Origin of the sequence: Paraburkholderia monticola (assembly GCF_001580545.1) — a bacterium.
Classification (GTDB): domain Bacteria; phylum Pseudomonadota; class Gammaproteobacteria; order Burkholderiales; family Burkholderiaceae; genus Paraburkholderia; species Paraburkholderia monticola.
This window is the reverse complement of the sequence record NZ_LRBG01000001.1, coordinates 357333-380462: the sequence shown is the minus strand read 5'-3', so window position 1 is coordinate 380462 and position 23130 is coordinate 357333. Positions and strand designations below refer to the sequence as shown.

At 65.1% G+C, this 23130-nt stretch carries 20 protein-coding genes; 14 read left to right on the top strand and 6 right to left on the bottom strand.

What is annotated here, in order from left to right:
• Positions 1–256 precede the first annotated feature (256 nt).
• The gene (gene glgA / locus CI15_RS01665; protein WP_062123663.1) at positions 257–1717 is read right to left on the bottom strand and encodes a glycogen synthase GlgA; all 1461 of its coding nucleotides are present in this window, start codon (positions 1715–1717) and stop codon (positions 257–259) included.
• Between the two features lie 111 nt (positions 1718–1828).
• On the bottom strand, positions 1829–3094 hold the full coding sequence (glgC, locus tag CI15_RS01660) for a glucose-1-phosphate adenylyltransferase (protein WP_062123661.1): 1266 nt from the start codon (positions 3092–3094) through the stop codon (positions 1829–1831).
• Between the two features lie 468 nt (positions 3095–3562).
• On the opposite strand from glgC, the gene CI15_RS01655 reads away from it, so the two are divergent.
• Positions 3563–4663 (top strand): alpha/beta fold hydrolase, encoded by a 1101-nt coding sequence (locus CI15_RS01655; protein WP_062123894.1) that lies wholly within the window; start codon positions 3563–3565, stop codon positions 4661–4663.
• Between the two features lie 89 nt (positions 4664–4752).
• On the opposite strand, the gene CI15_RS01650 is transcribed toward CI15_RS01655, so the two are convergent.
• On the bottom strand, positions 4753–5598 hold the full coding sequence (locus tag CI15_RS01650; protein WP_062123659.1) for an alpha/beta fold hydrolase: 846 nt from the start codon (positions 5596–5598) through the stop codon (positions 4753–4755).
• A 242-nt stretch (positions 5599–5840) separates the two neighbouring features.
• On the opposite strand from CI15_RS01650, the gene CI15_RS01645 reads away from it, so the two are divergent.
• Both CI15_RS01645 and CI15_RS01640 read left to right on the top strand, forming a co-directional pair.
• On the top strand, positions 5841–6905 hold the full coding sequence (locus CI15_RS01645) for a GlxA family transcriptional regulator (RefSeq protein ID WP_063910518.1): 1065 nt from the start codon (positions 5841–5843) through the stop codon (positions 6903–6905).
• Between the two features lie 142 nt (positions 6906–7047).
• A complete protein-coding gene (locus tag CI15_RS01640; RefSeq protein WP_062123657.1) occupies positions 7048–7431 on the top strand; it encodes a VOC family protein in 384 nt (127 codons plus the stop codon).
• Between the two features lie 126 nt (positions 7432–7557).
• Here the strand turns inward: CI15_RS01640 and CI15_RS01635 are convergent, their stop codons facing one another.
• Positions 7558–8553, bottom strand: a complete 996-nt coding sequence (locus CI15_RS01635; protein ID WP_062123655.1) for an LLM class flavin-dependent oxidoreductase — start codon at positions 8551–8553, stop codon at positions 7558–7560.
• 322 nt (positions 8554–8875) lie between these two features.
• On the opposite strand from CI15_RS01635, the gene CI15_RS01630 reads away from it, so the two are divergent.
• The 3 genes from CI15_RS01630 (at position 8876) to CI15_RS01620 (ending at position 12549) form a co-directional block, all read left to right on the top strand.
• The gene (locus CI15_RS01630) at positions 8876–10477 is read left to right on the top strand and encodes a rhodanese homology domain-containing protein (protein WP_062123653.1); all 1602 of its coding nucleotides are present in this window, start codon (positions 8876–8878) and stop codon (positions 10475–10477) included.
• Positions 10478–10997: 520 nt separating this feature from the next.
• The gene (gene bamE / locus CI15_RS01625) at positions 10998–11549 is read left to right on the top strand and encodes an outer membrane protein assembly factor BamE domain-containing protein (protein ID WP_062123651.1); all 552 of its coding nucleotides are present in this window, start codon (positions 10998–11000) and stop codon (positions 11547–11549) included.
• A 46-nt stretch (positions 11550–11595) separates the two neighbouring features.
• A complete protein-coding gene (locus CI15_RS01620; RefSeq protein ID WP_062123649.1) occupies positions 11596–12549 on the top strand; it encodes a patatin-like phospholipase family protein in 954 nt (317 codons plus the stop codon).
• A 39-nt stretch (positions 12550–12588) separates the two neighbouring features.
• On the opposite strand, the gene CI15_RS01615 is transcribed toward CI15_RS01620, so the two are convergent.
• Complete coding sequence (locus tag CI15_RS01615; RefSeq protein ID WP_062123647.1) at positions 12589–13866, bottom strand: type II toxin-antitoxin system HipA family toxin; 1278 nt, start codon at positions 13864–13866, stop codon at positions 12589–12591.
• Positions 13856–14242: a helix-turn-helix transcriptional regulator gene (locus CI15_RS01610; RefSeq protein WP_206597762.1), complete on the bottom strand. Its 387-nt coding sequence runs from the start codon at positions 14240–14242 to the stop codon at positions 13856–13858. The genes CI15_RS01615 and CI15_RS01610 overlap by 11 nt, the downstream gene beginning before the upstream one ends.
• A 406-nt stretch (positions 14243–14648) precedes the next feature.
• Between CI15_RS01610 and CI15_RS01605 the strand changes: the two genes are divergently transcribed.
• The 8 genes from CI15_RS01605 to astD all read left to right on the top strand — a co-directional run bounded on the left by CI15_RS01605 (position 14649) and on the right by astD (position 23128).
• A complete protein-coding gene (locus CI15_RS01605) occupies positions 14649–15338 on the top strand; it encodes an ABC transporter permease (protein ID WP_062123892.1) in 690 nt (229 codons plus the stop codon).
• Positions 15339–15343: 5 nt separating this feature from the next.
• Entirely contained in the window at positions 15344–16057 is a 714-nt protein-coding gene (locus CI15_RS01600) for an ABC transporter permease (protein WP_062123643.1), read from the top strand.
• Between the two features lie 91 nt (positions 16058–16148).
• Positions 16149–16940, top strand: a complete 792-nt coding sequence (locus CI15_RS01595) for an ABC transporter ATP-binding protein (protein WP_018418518.1) — start codon at positions 16149–16151, stop codon at positions 16938–16940.
• 49 nt (positions 16941–16989) lie between these two features.
• Positions 16990–18036, top strand: coding sequence for a GlxA family transcriptional regulator (locus CI15_RS01590; RefSeq protein ID WP_062123641.1), 1047 nt, complete (start codon positions 16990–16992; stop codon positions 18034–18036).
• Positions 18037–18263: 227 nt separating this feature from the next.
• A complete protein-coding gene (locus tag CI15_RS01585) occupies positions 18264–19499 on the top strand; it encodes an aspartate aminotransferase family protein (RefSeq protein ID WP_062123639.1) in 1236 nt (411 codons plus the stop codon).
• A 67-nt stretch (positions 19500–19566) separates the two neighbouring features.
• Positions 19567–20619, top strand: a complete 1053-nt coding sequence (gene aruF / locus CI15_RS01580) for an arginine/ornithine succinyltransferase subunit alpha (RefSeq protein WP_062123637.1) — start codon at positions 19567–19569, stop codon at positions 20617–20619.
• Entirely contained in the window at positions 20616–21662 is a 1047-nt protein-coding gene (gene astA / locus CI15_RS01575; protein WP_062123635.1) for an arginine N-succinyltransferase, read from the top strand. The genes aruF and astA overlap by 4 nt, the downstream gene beginning before the upstream one ends.
• A gap of 2 nt (positions 21663–21664) precedes the next feature.
• A complete protein-coding gene (gene astD, locus CI15_RS01570) occupies positions 21665–23128 on the top strand; it encodes a succinylglutamate-semialdehyde dehydrogenase (RefSeq protein ID WP_062123633.1) in 1464 nt (487 codons plus the stop codon).
• Positions 23129–23130: the final 2 nt, after the last annotated feature.

Here is a 23130-nt window from a genome sequence, read left to right as displayed (position 1 = left end):
CGCAACCGGTCAAGCGCGATCAACAAAGCGGCTAGGGGAGGGCCGCGCGAGCCACCCGATGGCCGTGGTGCCGCGCGGCAGACATGCCTGATACAAGATGGTGCAGGAAAAACGCACAAACCGCATCACCGGCAAGTCAGCCAACAATACAGGAGTTTGACAACCGCGAGGCGATCGGTCCCCGTGTTGTTGCGTCGAACCATCAAACGCGCCTGAAGATTAACGAAAGCTGACAATGCCGCACGCGGCCGGTGCGTCAGACCAGCTCCCGATACAAAGCCAGATAGCGCTCGGCCGACGCGCCCCAGCCGAAGTCCTCGCGCATTGCGCGCCGCTGCGTGGCCTTCCATTCGGTGCGGCGGCCATAGAGCGCGAAGGCTCGCCGGATCGCCGCGGCGAGTCCCTTCGGATCGAAGCGTTCGAACACGAAGCCGGTCGCGAGATCGTCGGCAAGGTTTTCGAGCGACGCGTCGGCGACCGTATCCGCGAGACCGCCGATGCAGTGCACGAGCGGCAGCGACCCGTAGGCGAGCGCATAGAGCTGCGTGAGCCCGCACGGTTCGAAGCGCGACGGCACCGCGACCACGTCGCTGCCGGCGATGATCGTATGCGCGAGCGTTTCGTCGAAGCCGAGCTCGACGGCGACCGATTCCGGATGCGCCTGCGCGACCATCTTCAGGCCGGTCTCGAGCGCCGGGTCGCCGGTGCCGAACACCACCAGCTGGCCGCCGCGCTTGACGATCTCGGGCACCGCGCCGAGCAGCAGATCGAGGCCCTTCTGCTCGGTCAGCCGGCTGACGACGCCGAACAGCAGCGCGTCGCTTTTCTGCGCGAGGCCGAAGCGCTTTTGCAGCGCTTCCTTGCAGGCGGCCTTGCCGGCCAGCCGCGAAGCGCTGTAGTGGGTCGCGAGCAGCGCATCGCTGGCGGGATTCCACACCGTGTAGTCGACGCCGTTCAGGATCCCGCTCAGATCGTGCGAGCGATGGCGCAGCAGTCCATCGAGCCCGCCGCCGTGGGCGATCGTCTGGATCTCGCGCGCGTAGGTTGGACTGACGGTCGTGATGCGGTCGGTGTAGTAGAGCCCCGCCTTGAGGAACGATAGCTGTCCGTAGAATTCGATGCCGCGCATATTGAAGAAATCGTGCGGCAGGCCGAGCAGGCTGAACTGATGCGCGGGAAAAATCCCCTGGTAGGCGAGGTTGTGAATCGTGAACACGCTGCGCGCGGGCGCGCGGCCGTGCTCGCGTTCGGCGGCCTTCAGATAGGCGGGCGCGAGCCCCGCGTGCCAGTCGTGCGCATGGACGATCTGCGGCGACCACGTCGGGTCAAGCTGCTGCGCGAGTTGCGCGGCGACCCAGCCGAGCAGCGCGAAACGCTGCGCGTTGTCGCCGTACGGCACGTGCGCGTCGTTCAGATACGGGTTGCCGGGCCGGTCGTACAGCGACGCGGCGCGGATCACATAGACGGTGAGGCCGTTGCCCGGCAGCGTGCCGCGCTCGAGCGACACGTTCGGCGCATCGAAACGGCTCCCCAGCGGCGCGACCGGTTGCAGATCGGTCAAGCCGGCGAGCACCGCCGGAAAGCCCGGCAGCAGCACCCGCACGTCGGCGCCGAGCTCGATCAGCGCGGACGGCAGCGCGCCCGCGACGTCGGCGAGACCGCCCGTTTTGAGGAGGGGATACAGCTCGCTTGCGACGTGCAGGGCGCGAATCGTCATAGGCCGGGTCTCTGTCGGGGTGGCGGGTCGTTTCAGTGATCCGCGAGGGTTCGGGTCCAGCGTTGCCGGCGGCTGCCCGCCGCCGGCATGCACGGGCGGCAGGCAGGCGCGCTACTTCTGCGGCTTGCGCAACGCCTCCTGGGTGACCAGCACGACGCCTTCGTTGGTGCGATAGAAGCGCTCGGCGTCGCGCACCGGGTCTTCGCCTATCACCGTGCCTTCCGGAATCGTGCAACCGCGGTCGATCACTACCTTCTGCAGCCGGCAGCTCGCGCCGACCGTGACCTGCGGCAACAAGACTGCCTCATTGATGTTACAGAACGAACTGACTTTCACGTTCGACGACAGCACCGAGCGCGAAATCTGCGAGCCCGAGATCACGCAGCCGCCGCAGACGATCAGATTGTTGCCCGAACCCTGCAGCCCCTTCATGTCGCGCACGAACTTGGCGGGCGGCAGCTGCTCCTGGTACGTCCAGATCGGCCAGCTCTCGTCGTACAGGTCGAGCGTCGGGATCGTCGAGGCGAGGTCGAGGTTCGCGGACCAATACGCGTCGATCGTGCCGACGTCGCGCCAGTACGGCTCGACGCTCGGGTCCGACGACACGCACGACATGCTGAACGGATGCGCGATCGCGACCCCCTGGGTGACGACGCGCGGCAGGATGTCCTTGCCGAAGTCGTGATCGGTGTCGATCGCGGCGATGTTCTCTTCGAGCAACGTGTACAGGTAGTCGGCGCTGAACACATAGATGCCCATGCTCGCGAGCGCCGTGTCGGGGCGGCCGGGCATCGCGGGCGGGTCGGCCGGTTTCTCGACGAAGCCGGTCACGCGGCGGTTTTCGTCGACCGCCATCACGCCGAACGCGACCGCGTCCATGCGCGGCACCTCGATGCAGCCGACCGTGCAGTCGGCGCCGCTGTCCGCGTGGTCGGCGATCATGCGGGTGTAGTCCATCTTGTAGATGTGGTCGCCCGCCAGCACGACCACGTACTTTGGACGGATCGAGCGGATGATGTCGAGGTTCTGGAATACCGCGTCGGCCGTGCCGCGATACCAGTGCGCGCCTTCGACGCGCTGCTGCGCGGGCCACAGGTCGATGAACTCGCCCATCTCGCCGCGCAGGAAGCTCCAGCCGCGCTGCAGATGACGCAGCAGCGAATGCGCCTTGTACTGCGTGACGACCGCGATGCGGCGGATGCCGGAGTTCAGGCAGTTGGACAGCGCGAAGTCGATGATCCGGTATTTGCCGCCGAAGTGCACCGCCGGCTTCACGCGCTTGTTCGTGAGCGGCCCGAGGCGGGTGCCGCGTCCGCCTGCGAGGACGATCGCGAGGGTAGTGCGCTGTAAGTCGTTCAGCCGTGCCGGAGTATTCATATCTGTCTCCTGTGGAGCGAAGCGGGCGCCTCTCTCCGATGCAAGATGGTTGCCTGATTGGTATGCCCCCGGGATGATCTGCTCGCTTGCTCTCCGCTGATGATGGGTGCTGCCTGGCAATCGTGCCGTCTCGCCGATTTTTCGCCGCGTGTTTTTCGCGGGCCCGTGTGCTAGTTCTAGCACCGATTGGAGGCGAGCGACGAGCGTTTATTGAGCGGGGCCGCGTAGCGGATCATCCTCGAACGATCGGCTGTTAGCGCGCGACGTTCGGTGCGGCGCAGCACATAGAGCACGAGGTCACGGTCCGACGATGTGCGATCCAGGTAGCCGCAATATGCATGCCACGACGCCGAGACCGGGCGGCGTGCTCCGCCATGCGCGGCTGACGCCAGAGTTCGGCGGCGCGTCGTAGAATCGTGCGCTCCGAACCTCGTCCGTTTCCTGTTGCGTTTTTTCCAGAACCTGCCGATGAATCTTCAGCGCCCATTCCTGCATGCCGTGTCGAGTGTCTGCGCGGGGGCCGCGCTGTGCGCGGCGTCCGTCGCGTTGGCTGCCACGCCGGCGAACGAGGCGAGCCCGGTCGTCGCGAGCGCCGCTTCCGCGTCCTCGCTCGCCGATGCCGGCCCGGCCTACGGTCCCGAGTTGCAGGGCTTCAACTATCCGGCGCCGGTCGGGCGCTTCGAGTTCACGTCGCAGGGCGTGCCTTTGCAGATGGCCTACATGGACGTGAAGCCGGCGCATGCGAATGGCCGCACCGTCGTGTTGCTGCACGGCAAGAATTTTTGTTCGGCGACATGGGACGCGACGATTCGCCGGTTGAGCGACGCCGGTTATCGCGTGATCGCACCGGATCAGATCGGCTTTTGCAAATCGAGCAAGCCCGAGCATTACCAGTACAGCTTCCAGCAACTCGCGCGCAACACGCATGCGCTGCTCGAATCACTGGGCGTCAGCGACGTGACGGTGGTCGGCCATTCGACGGGCGGCATGCTCGCGATTCGCTACGCGTTGATGTATCCGCGCGAAACGCAGCAACTGGTGCTGGTCAACCCGATCGGGCTCGAGGACTGGAAGGCGAAGGGCGTGCCGTCGCTATCGGTCGACCAGTGGTATCAGCGGGAGCTGAAGACCACCGCCGACGGAATTCGTCGCTACGAACAGGCGACGTACTACGCGGGTCAATGGCGCGCGGACTACGAGCCGTGGGTGCAAATGCTCGCGGGCATGTATCGGGGTCCGGGCAAGCAGATCGTCGCGTGGAATTCCGCGCTGCTGTACGACATGATTTACACGCAGCCCGTTTTCTACGAACTCGGCCAACTGCAGATGCCGACGCTGCTGCTGATCGGTCAGAAGGACACCACCGCGATCGGCAAGGATGCGGCGCCGCCCGAAGTGCGTGCGAAGCTTGGCCATTATCCGGAGTTGGGCCGCGCGGCCGCGAAGGTGATTCCGCATGCGACGCTGGTCGAGTTCGCGGGGCTGGGGCACGCGCCGCAGATGCAGGACCCGGACGCGTTTCATAAGGCGTTGCTCGACGGCTTGGCGGCGGTGCCGGCGAATCGGTGAGCACGGGAGCATTGCGCTCGGCCGAGGTAGAAAAGAAAACAACGCCTGAGCATGAGCCCAGGCGTTGCCCGGCATAGCGCGAGCGCCGCTCAGGCCTTGATGAACGCCAGCAGGTCGGCGTTGATCTGCTCCGCATGCGTGGTAGGCATCCCGTGCGGCAAGCCCGGATAGGATTTAAGCGTCCCGTGCTTCAGCAGCTTGACGGATTGCGCGCCAGTCGTCGGGAACGGGCAGATCTGATCGTCCTCGCCGTGCATCACCAGCACTGGGACGTCGATCATCGCCAGATCGTCGTAGAACTCCGTTTCCGACAGTACCTTGATGCAATCGTATTGGGCCTTGATACCGCCCATCATGCCCTGTCGCCACCAGTTCTCGCGGATGCCCTCGGAGACCGTCGCGCCAGGGCGGTTGAAGCCGTAGAACGGAATCGTGATGTCCTGATAGAACTGCGCGCGGTGATTCGCCGTGCCGTTGCGAATCTCGTCGACCACTTCCCTGGGAACGCCTTCGGGATTCCTTTCCGACTTCATGAAGAGCGGAGGAATCGCGCTAATCAGTACCGCCTTCGCCACCCGTCCGTTGCCCGTGCCGTGCCGGGCGACATAACGCGTCACCTCGCCGCCGCCCGTGGAGTGACCGATATGCACCGCATTCTTCAGGTCGAGAACCTTCACGAGTTCGGCGACATCGGCGGCATACGTATCCATGTCATGGCCATTTACCGTTTGGGTCGAGCGCCCGTGGCCGCGGCGATCATGAGCGATCACCCGATACCCTTGATCCAGGAAAAACATCAATTGGGCATCCCAGTCGTCGGCGGAGAGGGGCCAGCCATGATGAAACACCAAGGGTTCGCCTGTGCCCCAGTCCTTGTAGAAAATCTGGGTTCCGTCCGCGGTGGTGATGTATCCACTTCCAGGGTTCGCTTTCATCTCGTATCCTTTTGAGGGCGGTTATAACGAAGCAATGAATTTCCCACGAGCGCAGACGCGACTTCTGGAAACAGGTAACTTCGCGTTGATCCGAACGTCGGACCCTCAACGAACTGACCGTTTTAGAGCCTGGACACACCGACTCCCCGGCCGAACTTGCCCGGTCTCTGTCCAAATGGGTCTGCCGCTGTCAGCGTATTCGGCGCACCCGAACACCACAACGGACGAATCAGACAAAAACCATGGCAAAAACGGCACCGGCGTCGACTTCACGAATCGAGATTGGACTCGCTTGCGATGCGGGCTCTTCGAACGCGGGTATCTACGGGCTGACCGATCTGTTCACCTACGCGGGCGAGTTCGCGGCGAAACGGCAAAACCGCACCGCAGGGCCAGCCGTGCGAATCACGCACTGGCGTGTGGACGATCGCGCTGCCGAGGTTCGGTGTGCGTTTGACAGTTGTCCCGGTTCACCGCACGCGCTGTCGCTGGTGGTGATCCCCGGGAATGTGCAAGCTCCCGAGCAGCCCGAAAAGGAGAGCCCGCTGCTGAACTGGCTGCGTGAACACCATGCCGAGGGCGTAGTCATCGCCGCGGTATGCGGCGGCGTTTTCATCCTGGCAAGAACGGGTCTTCTAGGCGGGCGGCAAGCCACCACACATTGGTCATTCAGCGATCAATTCGCGTCGCAATTTCCCGACGTGTTGACGGAAACCGATCACATGATCATCGACTATGGCGACGTCGTCACCGCGGGGGGAGTGCTCGCATGGGCAGACCTCGGCCTGCGGCTCACCGAGAGGTTTCTAGGCACCACGGTCATGCTGGAAACGGCGCGATTCATGAACGTCGACCCGCCCGGACGTGAGCAACGCTTCTATAGTGAATTTGATCCGCGCACGAAACATGGCGACCGAGCCATCCTGAAAGCGCAGCAGTGGCTCCTCACTCAACGCGAGTCTGCGGTCAGCGTGGCGGACATTGCGCGGTATGCCGCTCTCGAGCCCCGCACATTTTTGCGTCGCTTCGTCGCGGCTACGGGGATGAAGCCCAGCGTGTACCAGCAGAGGCTGCGAATCACCCGAGCGCGGGAAATGCTGGAGTTTTCGCAGGCGAGTATCGAGGAGATTTCGTGGAATCTCGGCTACGGTGACGTCGCAGGGTTTCGTCGCGTGTTCCGCAAAGTCATGGGGCTGACGCCTTCTGACTACCGGAGGCGTTTTTGCCAGCCGGGTGCGCTACCGGCCACAGTTCCCGCTCGGGAGCTCAGTCTGAATTCACAGCGGTCGTTCGCGGAGAATGGGTGAGGGGGTGCGCCAGGCCAGCCGGATACACCTAACGACGATTGCGCAGGCACCTTGATGTGCGCGTTTCTGTAGTTGTCTAACCGAACGCAAAACTGCAACATGGCTCGAATCACTCAATCCCCAAGTCGCCGGAGCCCACGTCATGGTCGCCCAGCTCAATCACACCATCGTCTGGTGCTCGAATCAGAGCGCCTCAGCCAGGTTTCTGGCCGACATGCTGGGCCGACCGGCGCCGAGTCGTTTCGGCCCCTTCGACGTCGTCGAACTGGACAACGGCGTCTCGCTCGACTTTGCCGAAGTTGAAGGCCACGTCCAGCCGCAGCATTACGCCTTCCTGATCAGCGAGGCTGACTTCGACGCCGTCTTCACCCGCATCAAGGATCGCGCACTGGAATTCTGGGCCGATCCACGGGGCAGCCGGCCGGGCGAGATCAACCACAACGATGGCGGGCGCGGCGTCTATTTTCGCGATCCTGACGGCCACTACCTCGAAGTGATCACTCGGCCTTACGGTAGCGGCGGATGAGCGAAGTTCTACCATCCGCACGAGAGCGACGCATCATCGAACAACGCGGGGCGCCCTATGCGGGCTTTCGTATCGAAGGTCGCGACCAGCACGGATGCCGTGCTGCCCGATCGATTCGCGTACCGCTTATTTCCCCGCCATCAATTCATCGCGCACCTGCGCGCCGATCTCGAACGAGCGCAGCCGCGCGTCGTGATCGTAAATCTGCGCGGTCAGCATCAACTCGTTCGCGCCGGTCTGCTCGATGATCGATTGAAGACCTTCGCGGATGGCGTCGCGATCGCCGAGCACCGTGCAGGCGAGCGCGCGCGCGACGTTGTTCAGCTCCATCTCCGATGCGTCGAGCCGCTCGACCGGCGGCTGCAGTTGCCCAGGCGTGCCGCGTCGCAGATTGATGAACTGCTGCTGCAGCGACGTGAACAGACGGGCGGCTTCATCGTTCGTCTCGGCGGCGAACAGATTGACGCCGACCATCGCGTAGGGCTTCGCGAGCGTCGCCGAGGGCCGGAACTGCGCGCGATACACCTGTAGCGCGGTCATCATGTAATCGGGCGCAAAGTGTGACGCGAACGCGAACGGCAACCCAAGCGCCGCAGCCAGTTGCGCGCTGTACAGTGAAGAGCCGAGCAGCCACAGCGGCACCTGCAGGCCCGCGCCGGGCACCGCGCGAATGCGCTGGCCCGCGACCGGCTCGGCGAAGTAACGCTGCAACTCGACGACGTCATCGGGGAACGTTTCGGCGCTCGCCTGCAGATCGCGGCGCAGCGCGCGGGCGGTGGTCTGGTCGGTGCCCGGCGCGCGGCCGAGGCCGAGATCGATTCGTCCCGGATACAGGGACGCGAGCGTGCCGAACTGTTCGGCGATCACGAGCGGCGCATGGTTCGGCAGCATGATGCCGCCGGAGCCGACGCGAATCGTCTTCGTGCCGCCGGCCACGTAGCCGATCACGACCGAGGTCGCCGCGCTGGCGATGCCGGTCATGTTGTGATGCTCGGCGAGCCAGTAGCGCTTGTAGTTCAACTTTTCCGCGTGCTGCGCGAGTGACAGTGTGTTCCTGAATGCGTCCGCCGGTGTGGCGCCGGCGGTGACGGGTGAAAGATCGAGAACCGAGAAGGGGATCATTGTGGATTGATTGCAGTGGGCGGCGCTTTCGCGCGATGGGGCATTGTGGCAAAGCGGCGGTTTTTCTGCTGGCGCGCCGGCGATGTCCATGTCGCTCGAAGGGTTTGCAAGGCGCAGCACGGCGAGGCCGATTCGTGGCGCGAAAATTGCGCCTGCGTAGCATGTTCGCGCGGCGCTGCGGTGCATTCGCAGTGGCCGCGTATAAGCAATCACGCGAGTAACCGTGCGCCGATCGGCAATCGAGTGTACGGTTTAAGTATCGATGCGGTGACGCAAGCCGTCGCCGGAAATCCGCAGTGAAAGCGAAGGAGTTCCCGATCCCATGAATGTCGTCAAAGAGTTCCGTACCCGGTCATTCCAGGACGTGTGCCACGCCTTGCTCGATCGCGAGGAGATCGCGCTTATCGACGTGCGCGAGGAAGAGCCTCACGCGCGCAGTCATCCATTGTTCGCCGCCAATCTGCCGCTGTCGCGGCTCGAGCTCGACGCGCCGCCGCGGCTGCCGCGCCCGGCGGTGCCGATCGTCGTGTTCGATGCGGGCGAGGGCCTCGCGAGGCGCGCGGCCGAGCGCCTCGCCGCGCTCGGCTATGACAACGTCGCATTGCTCGAAGGCGGCCTGCAAGGTTGGCGCGAAGCGGGCGGCGAGCTGTTCAGGGACGTCAACGTGCCGAGCAAGGCGTTTGGCGAACTGGTCGACAGCGTGCGCCATACCCCGTCGCTGGCGGCGCAGGAGGTGCAGGCATTGCTCGATAGCGAGGCCGGCGTCGTGGTGCTCGACGCGCGCCGCTTCGATGAGTTTCAGATGATGAACATCCCCGGCAGCATCAGCGTGCCGGGCGCCGAACTGGTGCTGCGCGCGCGGCAGCTCGCACCGGATCCGGTCACGCGCATCATCGTCAATTGCGCGGGGCGCACCCGCAGCATCATCGGTGCGCAATCGCTGATCAACGCAGGGGTGCCGAATCCGGTCGCCGCGCTGCGCAATGGCACGATGGGCTGGACGCTCGCCGGTCAGCCGCTCGCGCACGGCAGCGTGCGGCGCGCCGAAGGCACGGTCGACGACGTCGCCCGTCTGGCCGCCGCCGAGGGCGCGCGTGCGGTCGCCGATCGCGCGCGCGTGCGCCGTACCTCGCGCGACGAAGCGCGGCGCTGGGCCGACGAGGCAGTGCGCACGGTGTATCGCTTCGACGTGCGCACGCCCGAGGAGTACGAGGCGGGCCACGTGCCCGGTTTTCGCAGCGCGCCCGGCGGCCAGCTCGTGCAGGAGACCGACGTGTTCGTGCCGGTGCGCGGCGCGCGCGTGATCCTCGCGGACAACGACGGTGTGCGCGCGAACATGACCGCGTCGTGGCTCGCACAGATGAACGTCGAGGTGTACGTGGTCGACGGTCTGACGGGGGCCGATTTCGCCGAGAGGGGGATCGCGCCGCTCGCGCGCAACGCGATCGCGCCACCCGATGTCGACGAGATCGCGCCGGCCGAACTCGCCGCGCTGCTGCAATCGCCGGGGACCGTGGTGCTCGACTTCACGAGCAGCACGAAGTACCTGAAGCGGCACATTCCGGGCGCGTGGTTCGTGATTCGCAGCCAGCTCGCCGACGCGCTGCGCACGCTGCCCGACGCGAAACGTTATGTGCTCACCTGCGGCAGCGACGTGCTCGCGCGCTTCGTCGCGCCCGAGCTCGCCGCGGCGACCGGGCGGCCGGTGCAGGTGTTGCGTGGCGGCACGATCGGGTGGATCGATGCGGGCTTGCCGGTCGAAGCGGGCGGCACGCGAATGGGCTCGCCGCGCATCGACCATTATCAGCGGCCGTATGAAGGCACCGATAACCCGCGCGAAGCGATGAGCGCGTATCTGGAGTGGGAGCATGGGCTCGTCGCGCAACTCGCGCGCGACGGCACGCACGGCTTTCGGGTGATATGAGGGGCCGGCCGGCCGCCTCTCCCGAGAATCTTCTGCCGATTCGGTGTAAACGCGCTCTCGTCGAAAGCCTCCAATGCGTTTAGATTATCGGCATCTGGAAGGCTTATCGAGGGACCAGGGCGGCCATAAAAGGCAGCGGTTTGTCATTCGGCGATGGCGCAAGGTGAGCAGCCAAGGTTGCTCATCGCTTCGTCCGAAGCGGACCGCTGCGCGTCGTCCGCGGTGCTTCGCGCAAGGCGGCTGGTGAGCCGCCGTCACTTCCGGTTGATCGTATCGACCGACATGGCGACGCTGTACACAGCGTCGCCTTTTTGCTTCTGGCGAACCCCTTTCCGTCGATCTTCGCCTGACCCCCGTCGACCATTTTCGCGCTGCGCGCAACACTTTGCGTGGGCAGCCGCACTTGCAGCGCCGGCGTCGCTCGCGGTTTTGTTCGTGCCCGGTTATCCTTGTAGCACACACTACAGACCGGCCATGCACCGGGACGGCTGATCCCGTGCGCATCCGGACAGGAACCGACGTGAGCCTCAAATCGCTGGGCGTCACGCTGCTGATGGCGTGCTTCGCGCTGACCGGCTGCGACCAACAGCAGAGCGACCAAGCCGTGCAAAAACTCAAGGACTTCTTCAACGCCGTCAAACCGGACGCGTTGCTGCTCAAAGACATGACGCCGGGTGTCACGACCGAAGCGCAGATCCTCGCGCAAATGGGCAAGCCCGAAACCGCGCGTACTTTCACCGACGGCTCGAAGCGCTTCGAATATCCGCGCGGCCCGCAGGGCCTCAACACGTACATGGTCGACATCGATCGCGACGGCAAGCTGCAGGCGATCACGCAGGTGCTGACCGCGGCCAACTTCGCGAAGATCCGCTCCGGCATGACCGAGGACGAGGTGCGGCGCTTACTCGGCAAACCTGGACAGATCGCGGTGTTCCCACTGAAGCCGGAGACCGTGTGGAGCTGGAAGTGGCGCGAGGGCGGCGTGACCGAAGAGGGTATCTTCAACGTGCACTTCGACCAGGGCCAGAGGGTGTACACCACGTCGCGCTCCGACGTGATACGGGGACGATAGGCGAGGACATACCGCCCAGAACGAGGACCGAAAAAGCGGGGTAAGCATGATACGTCGACGTCGATACAGCCGGATCGGGCTGGTGTTGGGAGGCGGCGCCGCGCGCGGCTGGGCGCATATCGGCGCGATTCGCGCGCTGCACGATGCGGGCATCAAGCCCGATGTCGTGTGCGGCACGTCGATCGGCGCGCTGGTCGGCGCGGTCTATGCGAATGGCGATCTCGACTGGCTCGAGGAGTGGGTGTCGCGGCTCACCTGGCAGACCGTGGTGCGGCTGCTCGATCTGCGCATCTCGGGCGGGCTGCTTGGCGGGCGCAAGGTGATCCAGCTATTCGCCGACAAATTCGCCGGCCGCTCGATCGCGCAACTGGACTTGCCGTTCGCGGCGGTCGCGACCGAGCTCGACACAGGCCGCGAAATCTGGCTGCAGGACGGCAGCACCATCGACTCGGTGCGCGCATCGATTGCGATTCCGGGCATCTTCACGCCCGTGTGGCATAACGGCGTATGGCTCGTCGACGGCGGGCTCAGCAACCCGGTGCCGGTGTCGGTCGCGCGCGGCATGCGCGCGGACTGCGTGATCGCGATCGATCTGAACAACGACATCCTGAACGGTCGCGACTTCGGCGGCCCGGTCATCGAAACGCCCGCGCTCGATCCCACCGCGCCGCCGCCCGTCGCGTTGCGCCGCAACGGCAAGCCGTGGCCGCGCTGGCTCGCGCCGGCCGAAGCGAGCGCCACCAACGACGTGCGCGTGCCGCCGAAGCCGAGCACGCATGTGCCGTCGATGCTGAGTTCGATTGCGCAAAGCATCGACATCATGCAGGTGCGTATCACGCGTAGCCGGCTCGCCGGCGAGCCGGCCGATATCCTGATCCAGCCGCGTCTGGGCGGCATGGGCATCTTCGATTTTCACCGCGCGGCGCCGGCCATCGAGGAAGGGCGCGCGGCGGTCGAGCACATGCTGCCGGCGATACGCGCGCGGCTCACGCTCGAGTGAGGTCGCCGTCAGATCGCGCCCACGGGTACGGCGGCGGCTCTACTGCAGCAGCGCCGCGAGCGCGGGCGGCGCGCCTTCGAACGCAAACGGATTGAGAAACTGGCGCCGCCACATCAGCGCGCGATCAACTTCGCTGAGTTGTGCGTCGGTGCACACGGCGTCCCACTGGTCGCGGATCATCTCGATCTGCTGCCGCGCGATTGCCACTGCCTCTTCGTGCGACAACAGGAAGAGCGGCGCTGCGCGTAGACACGTGTCGATGCGGCTAAAGCGATCGTCGCCGACGATCAGCATCGCCTGCGTTGCTTCGTTGCCGGCCCGCGCCTGCGGGCAGATGTCATAAGCTGGCGTCAGCGTCAGCTCGCGGCCGTCCCAGTAGGCGGCGTGATTGCGCGCATGGTCATCCGTATTACCGCACAGCACGTTGAAAAGCAGCCGTGCGAACAGCTGAATGAGCGTCGCGCCAGGGTTCGTGAAGCGATGCCGGATCAGTGTCGCGAACTCCTCGTAGCTCGCATAGCGCGCCATCATTTCGTCGAGCTCGAACATCGTCAGCGCCGACACCATCGCACGACGCTGCCAGCCATGCTCGCTACGGACGCGATCGAAGCGCTCGATCAGCAACACGTCCTTGCCACCTACGCGCTCGAGCTGGACCGGCGCAGCCTGAATGCCGACCAGCGACGCGAGGCGCATCGCGATGTATTCGGCCTTCACGACGCTGTAGATGTCGCTTTGCGACGAAAACTTCGCGATGAATTTGCGCTCGTGCGTAGTGATCATTGCCTTCGGGCGTGCGCCACCGATCGAGCTACCATGAAACAGCGCGCGCTCGAGGTCGGGGCTGAGCTTCACGCCCCGCTCGACACCCGATATCGCGTCTTGCAGATCGCCGAGCGACGCGCTCGGTGTCTCGCGTGGGACGTATTCGCTCGGCGACAGCTGGAAGTCGAGCGCGCCGATGCGGTCGGAGCCGGATTCGAGCAGGTAGGTCATCTCGTCCAGTTCGCCGGTGTCGATCTGCGCGCCGCGCATGCCGAGCTTGCGATTGATAATCACGCGCCGGCCCCATGCGTCGGGCGCCGCGTCGCGAATACAACCGGGCATCGTGAGGCCGTTAAGCAGCGGCAGCGTGCCGCGCCGCAGCGGCAGCTCGGGCGCATAGAGGGGAATCGCGTTGTCGCGCCCGAGGTAGCTCTGACCGTAGTTGAACAGCATCTGGCCGCCGGCCGCGGCGAGGCGCCCGGCGACCACCGGCTCTGTCATGCCGGGCAGCCAGGTCCATACGAAGGCTTCGTCGTAGGCGTCAGAAATCATCTTTGGGTTCCGGGTGAGGTGCACGCACCCTGCGCGGCAACAGCGTCAGCACGTCAGTGTTGGCGCGCATCGTGGCGCTGATGGCCGATGTGTCGGCATCGAACAGCCGTACGCCGACGACCGCCGCGGCTTCGAACACCGCGCCGATCGAGCAGCGCGGATCGCCTTTTTCGATTCGCTGCACGAGGCTGCGCGACAGCCCGGCGCGCTCGGCAAGCTGCGCCACGGTGATCTTGCGCTCGATCCGTGCGCGTCGAATCAGTTGGCCGAGCAGACGGGCAGCATCCAGACTGTAGCGCGAGGCGGCGCGGGTGGCAGTGGTGGGCATGAGGAGGAGTGGCTCGTATATAAGTCGTAATTGGCCTTTATGACTCATTTGTGAATCATTATCGGCAGACATTGGTGAGAAAGCAATCAATGATTCATATGTGAGCCACAAAATCGCTTTATGACTCACACATGAGTCAATCGAAGAGTATCCAGTGGAGCGCCGGCTGAAGCGACGGCCTCACAGCCTATCGAAAAAGCGACCCGAAACTTGCGAAATCGCGGCACGGCCGAGCGCGCCCCGCGCGCCTGACAAAACGATAACCCTCATGAAACCAAGCGCTACGAGCGTTCCGCCAAGCGTCGAGGCATCATGTTGCGTCGCAGCAAAATGATCGCCCGGTATTTGAGATATTGATTTTCGCTTGCGAGACTCCGCGCCATGCCGGAGTAGCGCGTAGCCCACGAAGCCGCCGCCATCCGCGCGATTTCAACAATCCTGGATGGAGACAAGCGTGTTCCTATACGGCTTTGGCCCGGTGCTGCTCGCCGGCACGATCCAGACGATCGAGCTGTCCGTTCTGTCGCTGGCGGCCGCGGTGTTGCTCGGGCTCGCGGGCGCAGCGGCGAAACTCTCGTTCAACCGGCCCTTGCGGGCCATCGCGACCGGCTACACGACGCTGATCCGCTCGGTGCCCGACCTCGTGCTGATGCTGTTGCTGTTCTACAGCATCCAGATGGCGGTCAACGATGTCACCGACGCGCTCGATCTGCCGCAATTCGACATCGATCCCTTCGTGGCTGGCGTGATGACGCTCGGCTTCATCTACGGCGCCTACTTCACCGAGACTTTTCGCGGCGCGTTTCTGGCGGTGCCGCGCGGCCAGCTCGAAGCGGGCAGCGCGTACGGTATGAGCGGCGCGCGCGTGTTCACGCGCATCCTGTTTCCGCAGATGATGCGCTTCGCGCTGCCCGGCATCGGCAACAACTGGCAGGTGCTCGTGAAAGCTACCGCGCTCGTCTCGATCATCGGTCTCGCCGACGTCGTGAAGGCCGCGCAGGACGCGGGCAAGAGCACCTTCAACATGTTCTTCTTCATCCTCGTGGCCGCGCTGATCTATCTGGCGATCACCACCGTATCGAACGTCGCGCTGATCTGGCTGAACCGCCGCTATTCGATCGGCGTGCGACACGCGGAGCTCTGAGCGTCATGATCGATATCATCAATCAATTCTGGAAGGCCTACCTGTTCTGGGACGGGCAGCGCCTGTCGGGTCTCGCGGTCACGTTGTGGCTGCTGGTCGCGTCGATTGCGATCGGCTTCGTGTGCGCGGTGCCGCTCGCGGTCGCTCGCGTGTCGAAGAAGCGCTGGCTCTCAACGCCGGTGCGTCTGTACACCTACGTATTTCGCGGCACGCCGCTCTACGTGCAGCTGCTGCTGATCTACACCGGTGTGTACAGTCTCGCGTTCGTGCGCTCGCACAGTCTGCTCGACGCGTTCTTTCGCAGCGGTTTTCACTGCGCGATCCTCGCGTTCGCGTTGAACACCTGCGCCTACACGACCGAGATTTTCGCGGGCGCGATCCGCTCGACGTCGCACGGCGAAGTCGAAGCGGCGCGCGCCTACGGCATGAGCTGGTTCACGATGTACCGGCGCATTGTGATACCGTCCGCGCTGCGTCGGGCGCTGCCGTTGTACAGTAACGAAGTGATCCTGATGCTGCACGCGACGACGGTTGCGTTCACGGCCACGGTGCCCGACATCCTGAAGGTCGCGCGCGACGCGAACTCGGCGACCTACCAGTCGTTCAACGCGTTCGGGCTCGCGGCGCTGATTTATCTCGTGGTGTCGTTCGCGCTGGTTGCGCTGTTCCGGCGCGCCGAGCGTCGCTGGCTCGCATATCTTGCGGTGCGCACGCACTAAGGGCGCGTCGGCGCTATAGCATCGGGCGCGCCGCGCTTCGGCACGGCGGCGTCCGCACCAGACTGATCCGTATTTTCACTGGGAGAGCATCTTGCTCCATACCACTCAAACCGAAGCTTGCAAGCTCGCCGTACAGGACATCCACAAGCGCTACGGCGACAACGAAGTGCTCAAGGGCGTGTCGCTCAACGCGAACAAGGGCGACGTGATCAGCATCATCGGCGCGAGCGGCTCGGGCAAAAGCACCTTCCTGCGTTGCATCAATTTTCTCGAGCGGCCGAACGCCGGGCAAATCGTCGTCGATGGCGAAGCGGTGAAGACGAAGACCGATCGCGCCGGCAATCTCGAAGTCGCCGATCACAAGCAGTTGCAGCGCATCCGCACGAAGCTCGCGATGGTGTTCCAGCACTTCAATCTGTGGGCGCACATGAATGTGCTCGAAAACGTGATCGAAGCGCCGATTCATGTGCTCGGCCTGAAGCGCAAGGAAGCCGAGGACCGTGCGCGTGAATATCTGGAGAAGGTCGGCCTCGCGCCGCGTCTCGAGAAACAGTATCCGTCGCATCTGTCGGGCGGCCAGCAGCAGCGCGTCGCGATTGCGCGCGCACTCGCGATGGACCCGGACGTGATGCTGTTCGACGAGCCGACCTCCGCGCTCGACCCGGAACTCGTCGGAGAAGTGCTGAAGGTGATGCAGAAGCTCGCCGAGGAAGGCCGCACGATGATCGTCGTCACGCACGAAATGGGCTTTGCCCGCAACGTGTCGAACCATGTGATGTTCCTGCATCAAGGCCGCACCGAGGAAGAGGGCAACCCCGCCGAGGTGCTCAGCGCGCCGCGCAGCGAGCGCCTGAAGCAGTTCCTGTCCGGCAGTCTGAAGTAACGCGCGGCTCGCTCGCGCGCTACTTCTTCCTTCACACCCTTCGTCACCGATGGCCCGCACGTCCAGCCCGGCTCGCACGACACAGGTCGCGATCGTCGCCCTGCCGCCGGTGTCGATGTCGGGCGTCGGACCGATCGTCGATGCGCTCAATCTCGCCAATGAAATCGACGGCCGCGCGCTGTATCGCGTGCAGGTCTGTTCGTGGGACGGCCGCGCGGTGCCACTCTCGGGCGGCGCGCAATGGCCGGCCGATGCCGCGTTCGGCGACGCGATCGTGTGCGACTGGCTGATCATCGTCAGCGAGCGTTTCCAGCAGTTCGCCGACTATCGGCTGTTTCTCGCGAGCCTCGCGCGCGTCGGCCAGCGCACGCCGCTCGTCACCGGCATTCATCACGGCGTGTGGTGGCTCGCGATGGCGGGGCAGCTGTCCGGCTATCGCGTGAGCGTGAATTGGGAAACCTATCAGCAGTTCTCCGAACAATTCGAACGCTCCATCGTCACCCAGCAGATCTTCGAAATCGACCGCGATCGCGCGACCTGCGCGGGCGGTCAGGCGACCGTCGACTTCATGCTCGCGATGATCGGCCGCGAGCACGGGCCCGAACTCGCGGAGCGCATCGCCGATACGCTCGGCGTCGGCGTGCTGCGCGCCGGCGAGGAGCGCCAGCGCATTCCGTTCGTGACCGCGCCGGGCGAGCGTCATCCGCGGCTGAACGACGCGTTGCTGCTGATGGAAGCGAACATCGAGGACCCCCTGACCACCGATGAAATCGCCGGCCTCGTCGGCGTCTCGCGGCGGCAGCTGGAGCGTCTGTTTCGCCAGTATCTCGGCTCGATGCCGTCCAAATACTATCTGGGGTTGCGGCTCTCGAAGGCGCGCACGCAATTGCAGCGCACCAGCAAATCGGTCGTGCAGATCAGCCTCGCGTGCGGGTTTTCGTCGGCGGCACACTTTTCCAACGCGTATCGCGAGCGCTTCGGCGTCACGCCGCGCGAGGATCGCCGCAACTGGATCGACCGGCAGACCGGCGCGCATGGCGGCGGCGCGAGCGAGCCGCGGCCGGCCGCGCTGATCGAGCGGCCCGAGGTGGAGTGACGCGCATGCGCGGGCGTTTGCCGGAAGCTTCCTGAAAGCAAGCTGACATGCGAGCGACCCAAACACGACACGAAGCGCGCACAGAGTACGCGCGAAGCCACGAGAAGTCGCCCGCACCGCGACACGAAGCCCGGAAACCTCATGGAAAGCGTCGCGTATGCGCAAGACTTGCCGCGCGCGGTTTCCTACACTAGCTGTATTACCTGTCACCCGTAAAAGGATTTGCCATGAACGACCTGACTGTGACACGCCAGACCTTCGACGAAGTCATGGTGCCGGTGTTTGCCCCCGCCGCCTTCGTACCGGATCGCGGTCTCGGCTCGCGCGTGTGGGACACGCAAGGCCGCGACTATATCGACTTCGCCGGCGGCATCGCCGTCACCGCGCTCGGTCATGGCCATCCCGAGCTACTGAAGGTGCTGCACGAGCAGGGCAGCAAGCTGTGGCACATCGGCAATGGCTACACGAACGAGCCGGTGCTGCGTCTCGCGAAACGCCTCGAAAACCTGACCTTCGCCGACCGCGCGTTCTTCGCGAACTCGGGCGCCGAAGCGAACGAGGCCGCGCTTAAGCTCGCGCGCCGCGTCGCCTTCGACCGTCACGGCGAACAGAAAGCCGAAATCATTTCGTTTACGCAGTCGTTTCACGGCCGCACGCTGTTTACCGTCAGCGTCGGCGGCCAGCCGAAGTATTCGGAAGGCTTCGGCCCGGTGCCGGCCGGCATCACGCATCTGCCGTACAACGACATCGAAGCGGCGAAGCAGGCGATCGGCGCGCAGACCTGCGCGGTGATCGTCGAGCCGATCCAGGGCGAGGGCGGCGTGATCCCGGCGGATCCGGCCTTCCTGAAGGCGCTGCGCGAAGCGTGCAACCAGCACGGCGCGCTGCTGATTTTCGATGAAGTGCAGACCGGCGTGGGCCGCAGCGGCTACTTCTACGCGTATCAGGACACGGGCGTGACGCCGGACATCCTGACCACCGCGAAGGCGCTCGGCAACGGCTTCCCGATCGGCGCGATGCTGACCACCAACGAGCTCGCCGCCCACTTCAAGGTCGGCGTGCACGGCACGACGTACGGCGGCAATCCGCTCGCCTCGGCGATCGCGGACAAAGTGGTCGAGCTCGTCAGCGACCCGAAGGTACTCGAAGGCGTGCGCGCACGCGGCGAAGCGCTGAAGGGCCATCTCGCGAAACTCAACGAGCGCTTCGGGCTTTTCACCGAAGTGCGCGGCAAGGGCCTGCTGATCGGCGCCGAACTGAACGACAGGTTCCGGGGTCGCGCGAAGGACTTCGTCACCGCGGCTGGCCAGAATGGCGTGATCATGCTGATGGCGGGTCCGGACGTGCTGCGTTTCGTGCCGTCGCTGATCATGCCGCTCGACGACATGGCCGAAGGCTTCGCGCGTCTCGAGAAGGCGTTCGGCGAGCTTGTCGGCGCGAACGCGCAGGCCGCGTCGCATTGATGCTCAGGCAGTCCCGCATGCCCACGCTGATGCAGCGGATCATGCGTCACATTCAACAGGAACGATGATGCTCTTCGTACGTCCAGGCCGCCTCGCCGATCTCGATGCGCTCGAGCATATGGCGCGCACCGCGCAACCGGTGCTGCATTCCCTGCCGCACGACCGGCGCGCGCTCGAAGCGCGCGTCGCGTTGTCGGAAGACTCGTTTCGCGCGGAAGTCGATTTTCCGGGCGAGGAGTTCTATCTGTTCGTGCTCGAGGACTCGGCGAGCGGCAAGCTGATGGGCACCGCGAGCATCGTCGCGGCGGCCGGTTACGCGGACCCGTTCTACGTGTTTCGCAACGACGCGCTAATTCATGCGTCGCGCGAGCTGCACGTGAACCGCAAGATTCACGCGCTGACGATGTCGCACGAGCTGACCGGCAAGAGCCGGCTCGCGGGCTACTACATCGACCCGTCGCTGCGTGGCGATGCGGCCGCGCAGCTGATCTCGCGCGCGCGCATGATGTACATCGCCGCGAATCGCAAGCGCTTCACGCCCGAGGTGTTCTCGCTGCTGCTCGGCGTCACTGACGAGAACGGTGTGTCGCCGTTCTGGGAAGCGGTGGGTCGCAAGTTCTTCGGCCGCAATTTCGCCGACATCGAAATCGAATCGGGCGGCCGCAGCCGCACCTTCATCGCCGAGGTGATGCCGACCTATCCCGTGTATGTGCCGCTGTTGCCCGAAGCGGCGCAGCGCGTGCTCGGCGAGCCGGACGCGAACGCGCTGCTCGCCTATGAGATTCACATCGAGGAAGGCTTCGAGACGGATCGCTACGTCGACATCTTCGACGCGGGTCCGGTCCTCACCGCGCAGGTGGATCGCAGTGTCAGCGTGAAGCACAACGAAACGCGGCTCGTGCGCGAGGCGCCGGCAACGCCTAGCCAAACCTATCTGATTGCGCACAACGGTGCCGACGGCGAGTTCCGTTGCGTGCTCGGCGATCTCGCGCCGGGCAAGCAGGCGGGTGCGGTGCTGTCGCAGGCGGCGCGTGCCGCGCTCGGCGTACAGGAGGGCGATGCGGTGCGTTGCGTGCCGCTGCATCAGCCGCAGGATGAACCATCGGGAGAAGCGCAATGATCGTCGTTCGCGTAGTCCAACGAGGCGATGTGGATGCGCTGATGCGGCTCGCGCAGGAAACCGGGCCGGGCCTGACCACCTTCAAGCCGGATCGCGATGCGCTGGCCGCGCGGGTCGAACGCGCGCGCCGCACGATGGAAGACAAGGCCGAGGCGCACGAGGCCGGCTATTTCTTCGTGATGGAAGACACCGCGACCGGCGACGTGGCCGGCGTCTGCGGTATCGAAACGGCGGTGGGTCTGCAGCAGCCGTTCTACAACTATCGCGTCAGCACGGTCGTGCACGCGAGCCAGGATCTCGGCATCTGGACGCGCATGCACGCGCTGAACATCTCGCACGACCTCACCGGTTATGCGGAAGTGTGCTCGCTGTTCCTGAGCCCGCGGTATCGCACGAGCGGCGTGGGTGGTTTGCTGTCGCGCTCGCGCTTCATGTTTCTCGCGCAGTTTCGCGAGCGCTTTCCGCAGCGTCTGTGCGCGGAGTTGCGCGGCCATTTCGACGAAGAGGGCACCTCGCCGTTCTGGCGCGCGGTCGGCTCGCACTTTTACCAGATCGATTTCAACGCAGCCGACTATCTGAGCTCGCATGGCCGCAAGGCGTTCCTCGCCGAGCTGATGCCGCGTTATCCGGTGTACGTCGAGCTGTTGCCGGAAGAGGCGCAGCGCTGCGTCGGCCTCACGCACAACGACACGATCCCGGCGCGCCGCATGCTCGAAGCCGAAGGGCTGCGCTACGAGAATCACGTCGATATTTTCGACGCCGGTCCGGTGCTCGAATGCCATATCGCCGACCTGCGCACGGTGCGCGAAAGCGTGCTGGCGGTGGTTGAAATCGGCGAGGCCGGGACTGATACCGGGACCGCGCCGCAGGATGGGCCGAAGTCGATGGTATCGAACACGTCGCTCGGCGATTTTCGCGTCGGCGTCGTCGCGGGTGTGCCGCGCAACGGCGTGTTCCGTCTGAGCGCTGCCGAGGCGGCCGCGCTCGACGTGAAGGCAGGCGATCCGCTGCGGGTGCTGCCGGGCAAACACAAACAAGGATGATCATGAGCGAGCTTTTCATCGACGGCGAATGGGCCGCCGGCACAGGACCCGTATTCGCATCGCACAATCCCGGCACGGGCGCGGTGGTGTGGCAAGGCAACAGCGCGTCGGCGGACGACGTCGATCGCGCGGTGCGTGGCGCGCGTCGCGCGTTCGCCGCGTGGTCGGCGCTGTCGCTCGACGAGCGCTGCACGGTGGTGCGCCGCTTCGCCGCGCTCGTGACCGAGCGCAAGGAAGCGCTCGCCGAAGCGATCGGCCGCGAGACCGGCAAGCCACTGTGGGAAGCGCGCACGGAAGCGGCCTCGATGGCCGCGAAGGTCGAGATCTCGATCCAGTCGTACAACGAACGCACCGGCGAAAAGCGCTCGGCGATGGCCGACGGCACTGCGGTGCTGCGGCATCGTCCGCATGGCGTGGTGGCGGTGTTCGGGCCGTACAACTTCCCGGGCCATCTGCCGAACGGGCATATCGTGCCCGCGCTGATCGCCGGTAACGCGGTCGTCTTCAAGCCTTCCGAACTCGCGCCGGGCGTCGCCGCGCTGACGGTGCAGATCTGGCGCGACGCGGGGCTGCCCGCCGGCGTGCTGAATCTCGTGCAGGGTGAGAAGGACACGGGCATCGCGCTCGCGAATCACCGTCAGATCGATGGTCTCTTCTTCACCGGTAGTTCGGATACCGGAACATTGCTGCACAAACAATTCGGTGGCCGGCCGGAGATCGTGCTCGCGCTGGAGATGGGCGGCAACAATCCGCTCGTGATCGGCCCGGTCGCGGACCTCGACGCCGCCGTGCATCACACGATTCAATCGGCGTTTCTGTCGGCGGGGCAGCGCTGCACCTGCGCGCGCCGCATCTTCGTGCCCGACGATGCGTTCGGCGAGCGTTTCCTCGCGCGCCTGACGGAGGTGACCGCGCGCATCGGCGTGGGCGAGTACAACGCCGAGCCGCAGCCGTTCATGGGCGCCGTGGTGTCCGCGCGCGCGGCCTCGCGTTTGATCAGCGCGCAGGAGCGTCTGCTCGCGAGCGGCGCGAAGGCGCTCCTGAAGATGGAGCAGCGCGATCCGCAGCTCGGCTTCGTCACGCCGGCGATTCTCGACGTGACCGATGTCAAGGAGCTGCCCGACGAGGAGCACTTCGGGCCGCTCGCGCAGATCATCCGCTACCGCAACTTCGACGACGCGCTCGAACAGGCGAACGATACCGAGTTCGGTCTCTCGGCGGGACTGCTGGCCGACGACGAAGCGCTGTGGACGCATTTCCAGCGCACGATTCGCGCGGGCATCGTCAACTGGAACCGGCCGACCAACGGCGCTTCTTCAGGCGCGCCGTTCGGCGGCCCGGGCCGCTCGGGCAATCATCGGCCGAGCGCGTTCTATGCCGCCGATTACTGCGCGTTCCCGATGGCGTCTGTTGAAAGCGCGCAACTGAACATGCCCGCGAGCGTTTCGCCGGGCCTTCAATTCTAAGG